This window comes from Mycobacterium sp., from assembly GCF_046095365.1.
GTDB lineage: Bacteria > Actinomycetota > Actinomycetes > Mycobacteriales > Mycobacteriaceae > Mycobacterium.
This window is the reverse complement of the sequence record NZ_JBJTJF010000212.1, coordinates 1-5,936: the sequence shown is the minus strand read 5'-3', so window position 1 is coordinate 5,936 and position 5,936 is coordinate 1. Positions and strand designations below refer to the sequence as shown.

Genomic DNA, 5,936 nt, shown 5'->3' with positions numbered 1-5,936 from the left:
CAGCATCTCGGCCCGCCCCGCGTGCCACGCGACGCTGTCGTACTCCGCGGCCACGCGCGCTTCCGGCCAGGCGAAGTCGACCCGCCAGCACTCACCGTGGCAGCCGCGGATGAGGTACTGCAGCTCGGGGCGCGGCAGTCCATGGTCGTGCATCGCCAGCCGCGCCTCGCTCTCCATCGCCGACTCAGCCCGCGGGTCGACGATCGGCAACAGGCCGCGAACGCCGACGATCCCCCGTCTGCCAACCTGCCGCCGTACGGCGTCGTGCAGATCGGCGGTGGTGCACCATCGCGAACGCACAGCGCTGTCGAGCGTCGCAAGGCCCCGGGACCGGCCCAGCTCTCGGGCGAGTTCGACCGCGGTCCACGCCGGCGCGGTGGCAGGACGACCGGAAACCAGATGCAACGGCGCCCCGCGCCGCTGGTGCACCACCAGTCCCCGCGCAGGACGCAACCTGCATCCGGGGTCGAGTACATGCACCGCCCCACCCCCTGCCACGCCGAACCCGTACAGCGCCGCCGCAGTCTGCATGCACGCGATGACGTCGGCGCCCACCAGCATGTCGAGCGCACGCAGCCTCGTCATCAGATCCGGCTCGCCGAGGGAATAGACGCCACGCCAGACCCGGACCAGGCCGCCCTTGCGGCGCTGGACATCCAGCTGCTGGCGGGTCATAACCGACAGCAGTTCGGCAGTGGTGGCAAGTCCACGCCGCCTCAGCAGCGCCAGCGCATCCGGATTCACCGGCGCAGCATGCGCAGCCTGCGCTAAGCGCGCACCTCAGCCTGGGGACAACCCGGGCAGGACTACCGGTAGTCGCTGTATCCGTAGTCGTCCAGCGGCACCGCGGCGCCAGTGGCCTGGCCGAAGTCCGGGCTGTAGTACTGATCCTCGTACGACGGGATCGTGTACGCCGCGGCGCGCGCCTCTTCGGTGGGCTGGACCTGGATGTTGCGGTACCGGTTGATGCCGGTGCCGGCCGGGATCAGCTTGCCGATGATGACGTTCTCCTTCAGCCCCTGCAGCTTGTCGCTGCGGCAGTTGATCGCCGCATCGGTGAGCACGCGGGTGGTCTCCTGGAACGACGCCGCCGACAGCCACGAGTCGGTCGCCAGCGACGCCTTGGTGATACCCATCAACACCGGCCGGCCCGCCGCCGGCTCGCCACCCTCGGCGACCACCCGGCGGTTCTCCGCCTCGAATTCGCCGCGTTCGGTCAGCGAGCCGGGCAGGAACTCCGTCGCGCCCGAGTCGATGATCGTCACGCGCCGCAGCATCTGCCGGATGATGACCTCGATGTGCTTGTCGTGGATCGACACGCCCTGTGCCCGGTAGACCTCCTGGACCTCCTTGACCAGGTGGATCTGCACCTTGCGCGGGCCCTCGACACGCAGCACCTCGTGCGGGTCGGCGAAGCCCTCCATGAGCTGCTGGCCGACCTCGACATGGTCGCCGTCGGCGAGCAGCCGCTCGGTGCCGTCCTCGTGCTTGAACACCCGCAGCCGCTGACGCTTGGAGAGCTTGTCGTAGACGACCTCCTCGCCCCCGTCGTCGGGAACGATGGTGATCTTCCAGAACTTGTCGGTGTCCTCCAGGCGGACCCGCCCGGTGACATCGGCGATCGGGGCACGGTTGCGCGGGATGCGCGCCTCGAACAGCTCCTGCACACGGGGCAGACCGCCGGTGATGTCCTCACCGACGCCGCCCTGGTGGAAGGTGCGCATGGTCAGCTGGGTGCCGGGCTCGCCGATGGACTGGGCGGCCACGATGCCGACGGCCTCGCCGATGTCGACCAGTTTGCCGGTGGCCATCGAGCGGCCGTAGCACATCGCACAGACCCCGGACGCAGACGCGCACGTGAGCACCGAGCGGACCTTGACCTGGGTGATGCCGGCCTCCAGCGCCGCGTCGATCGCCGGGTCGCCCAGGTCGTGGCCGCGCTCGACGACCACGTTGCCCTTGGCGTCGACCGCGTCAGCCGCCAGCGTGCGGGCGTAGGCGGAGGTCTCCACGAACGGGTCGCGGATCAGGCTGCCGTCGGGCTGGCGCTCGGCCAGGTCGACGACGATGCCCCGCTCCGTGCCGCAGTCGTTCTCGCGGACGATGACGTCCTGGGAGACGTCGACCAGACGGCGGGTGAGATAACCCGAGTCCGCGGTGCGAAGGGCGGTGTCGGCCAGACCCTTTCGCGCGCCGTGGGTGTTGATGAAGTACTCCAGCACCGTCAGGCCCTCGCGGAAGGAGGACTTGATCGGACGCGGGATGAACTCACCCTTTGGATTGGTCACCAGGCCCTTCATCCCCGCCAGCGTGCGGGTCTGGGTGAAGTTGCCGGTGGCGCCGGACTCCACGATCGTGATGATCGGGTTGTCGTCGGGGTAGTGCTCCCGAAGCGCGTCGCCGACCTCCTCGGTGGCCTTCTTCCACAGTTCCACCAGAGCGTCGTTGCGCTCCTGATGGTTCAGCGCGCCGCGCTGGTACTTCTTCTCGATACCGCGCGCCTCTTCCTCGTAGCGGTCCAGGATCTCCTGCTTCTCCGGGAGCACGAGTACGTCAGCCATCGAGACGGTGACACCCGAACGCGTGGCCCAGTAGAAGCCGGCGTCCTTGAGCTTGTCGACGGTCTGCGCGACCACGATCATCGGGTAGCGCTCGGCCAGATCGTTGATGATCTTGGCCTGTTCCTTCTTGTGCATCTGCTTGTTGACGAACGGATAACCCTGCGGCAGAAGCTCATTGAAGAGCACCCGTCCCAGAGTGGTCTCGCAGATCCAGGCCATGCCCGGCCGCCAGCCGTTCTCCCCGAACAGCTCGGACTCCACCTCGTGGGAGGGGCGCAGCTGGTCCAGGCGGATCTTGATCTGGGCCCGGGGGCTCAGCGCACCGCGGTCCATCGCCATGATCGCCTCGGCCGGCGAGCTGTACACGCCGGTCTCCGGGGTGTCCTTGGCCGCCGGGGTGTACTCGCCGGTGTCGCCGGCGATGTGGGTGGTCAGGTAGTACAGCCCGGTGACCATGTCCAGACGGGGCATGGCCAGCGGCTTGCCCGACGCCGGCGAGAGGATGTTGTTGCTCGACAGCATCAGGACGCGGGCCTCGGCCTGCGCCTCCGCGCTCAGCGGCAGGTGCACGGCCATCTGGTCGCCGTCGAAGTCGGCGTTGAAGGCCTCGCACACCAGCGGGTGCAGCTGAATGGCCTTGCCCTCGACCAGCATCGGCTCGAAGGCCTGAATGCCCAGCCGGTGCAGGGTGGGCGCGCGGTTGAGCAGCACCGGGTGCTCGGAGATGACCTCTTCGAGGACGTCCCACACCTGCGGACGCTGACGCTCCACCATGCGCTTGGCGCTCTTGATGTTCTGCGCGTGGTTGAGGTCGACCAGCCGCTTCATCACGAACGGCTTGAACAGCTCCAGGGCCATCAGCTTGGGCAGGCCGCACTGGTGCAGCTTGAGCTGCGGGCCGACCACGATGACCGAACGCCCCGAGTAGTCCACCCGCTTGCCCAGCAGGTTCTGGCGGAACCGGCCCTGCTTGCCCTTGAGCAGATCGCTCAGCGACTTCAGCGGACGGTTGCCCGGGCCGGTGACCGGCCGGCCGCGGCGGCCGTTGTCGAACAGCGCGTCGACGGACTCCTGAAGCATGCGCTTCTCGTTGTTGACGATGATCTCCGGCGCGCCGAGGTCGATCAGCCGCTTGAGCCGGTTGTTGCGGTTGATGACGCGGCGATAGAGGTCGTTGAGGTCGGAGGTGGCGAACCGGCCGCCGTCCAACTGGACCATCGGGCGCAGCTCCGGCGGGATCACCGGGACGGCGTCGAGCACCATGCCCATCGGCGAGTTGCCGGACTGCTGGAAGGCCGCGACGACCTTCAGCCGCTTGAGCGCACGCAGCTTCTTCTGGCCCTTGCCGCTGCGGATGACCTCGCGCAGCGACTCGGCCTCGGCGTCGATGTCGAAGCTCTCGATGAGCTTCTGGATGGCCTCGGCGCCCATCGAGCCGGTGAAGTACTCGCCGTAGCGGTCCACCAGTTCGCGGTAGATGTTCTCGTCGACGATCAGCTGCTTGGGGGCCAGCTTGGTGAAGGTGGTCCAGATCTCCTCGAGCCGGTCCAGCTCACGCTGGGCGCGGTCGCGGATCTGGCGCATCTCGCGCTCGCCGGCGTCCTTGACCTTGCGGCGAACGTCGGACTTGGCGCCCTCGGCCTCCAGCTCGGCCAGGTCGGCCTCGAGCTTCTGCGCGCGGGCCTCCAGGTCGTTGTCGCGCTGATCCTCGACGCCCTTCTTCTCGACGACCATCTCGGCCTCGAGGGTGGAGAGCTCGTTGTGACGCATCTCGTCGTCGACGGCGGTGATGACGTAGGCGGCGAAGTAGATGATCTTCTCGAGATCCTTCGGCGCCAGGTCCAGCAGGTAGCCCAGGCGCGACGGGACACCCTTGAAGTACCAGATGTGGGTGACCGGAGCGGCCAGTTCGATATGCCCCATCCGCTCGCGGCGGACCTTGGCGCGGGTCACCTCGACGCCGCAGCGCTCGCAGATGATGCCCTTGAAGCGCACGCGCTTGTACTTGCCGCAGTAGCACTCCCAGTCGCGAGTCGGTCCGAAGATCTTCTCGCAGAACAGGCCGTCCTTCTCGGGCTTGAGCGTGCGGTAGTTGATGGTCTCCGGCTTCTTGACCTCGCCGTAGGACCACGTGCGGATGTCCTCGGCGGTGGCCAGGCCGATCCGGAGCTCATCGAAGAAGTTGACGTCTAGCACGTAACTCCCTTTCCCCTTGCGGGACTAGCAGGACTATTGGAGGAAAGACTTAAGCCAGGTCCTCGACGGACGCTGATTCGTTGCGGGACAGGTTGATTCCGAGGTTGGCGGCAGCCCGTTCCAGGTCCTCGTCGTCGCCGTCGCGCATCTCGATGGCGGCGCCGTCGCTGGAGAGCACCTCGACGTTGAGGCACAGCGACTGCAGTTCCTTGAGCAACACCTTGAACGACTCCGGGATGCCCGGCTCGGGGATGTTCTCGCCCTTGACGATCGCCTCGTAGACCTTGACCCGGCCGACGGTGTCGTCGGACTTGATGGTCAGCAGTTCCTGCAGCGTGTAGGCCGCGCCGTAGGCCTGCATGGCCCAGCACTCCATCTCACCGAACCGCTGGCCGCCGAACTGCGCCTTACCGCCCAGCGGCTGCTGGGTGATCATCGAGTACGGACCGGTCGAGCGGGCGTGGATCTTGTCGTCCACCAGGTGGTGCAGCTTGAGGATGTACATGTAGCCGACCGTCACCGGATACGGGAACGGTTCGCCGCTGCGTCCGTCGTAGAGCATCGCCTTGCCGTCGCCGTCGACCATCACGTCGCCGTCGCGGTTGGCCAGCGTGGAGCCGAGCAGCCCGGCCAGCTCCTCCTCGCGGGCACCGTCGAACACCGGGGTCGACACGATGGTGTCGGCCGGCGCCTGCAGCAGTTCCGCGGGACGGTTCTTGGCCCACTCGGGCTTACCGTCGACCTGCCATCCGGCGGCCGCTGCCCAGCCCAGGTGCGTCTCCAGGATCTGGCCGACGTTCATCCGGCCAGGCACGCCGAGTGGATTGAGCACGACATCGACCGGCGTCCCGTCCTCCAGGAAAGGCATGTCCTCGACGGGGAGGATCTTCGCGATCACGCCCTTATTGCCATGCCGTCCGGCGAGCTTGTCACCCTCGGTGATCTTGCGCTTCTGCGCGATGTAGACGCGGACGAGTCGGTTGACTCCCGGCGGCAGCTCGTCGCCCTCGTCAGCATCGAAGACCCGGATGTCGATGATCTTCCCGGACTCGCCGTGCGGCACCTTCAGGGAAGTATCCCGCACCTCGCGCGCCTTCTCTCCGAAGATCGCGCGCAGGAGGCGCTCTTCCGGAGTCAGCTCCGTCTCGCCCTTCGGGGTGACCTTGCCGACCAGGATGT

The 5,936-nt window shown here is 67.4% G+C and carries 3 protein-coding genes; all 3 read right to left on the bottom strand.

What is annotated here, in order from left to right; genetic code table 11:
- Positions 1 to 744: type IV toxin-antitoxin system AbiEi family antitoxin (locus tag ACKOQ4_RS16900; RefSeq protein ID WP_526293745.1), on the bottom strand; the 744-nt coding region annotated here is incomplete at its 3' end.
- 62 nt (positions 745 to 806) lie between these two features.
- Complete coding sequence (locus ACKOQ4_RS16895) at positions 807 to 4,757, bottom strand: DNA-directed RNA polymerase subunit beta' (RefSeq protein ID WP_526293744.1); 3,951 nt, start codon at positions 4,755 to 4,757, stop codon at positions 807 to 809.
- Between the two features lie 49 nt (positions 4,758 to 4,806).
- A partial coding sequence (locus ACKOQ4_RS16890; RefSeq protein WP_526293743.1) for a DNA-directed RNA polymerase subunit beta occupies positions 4,807 to 5,936 on the bottom strand: 1,130 nt, incomplete at its 5' end.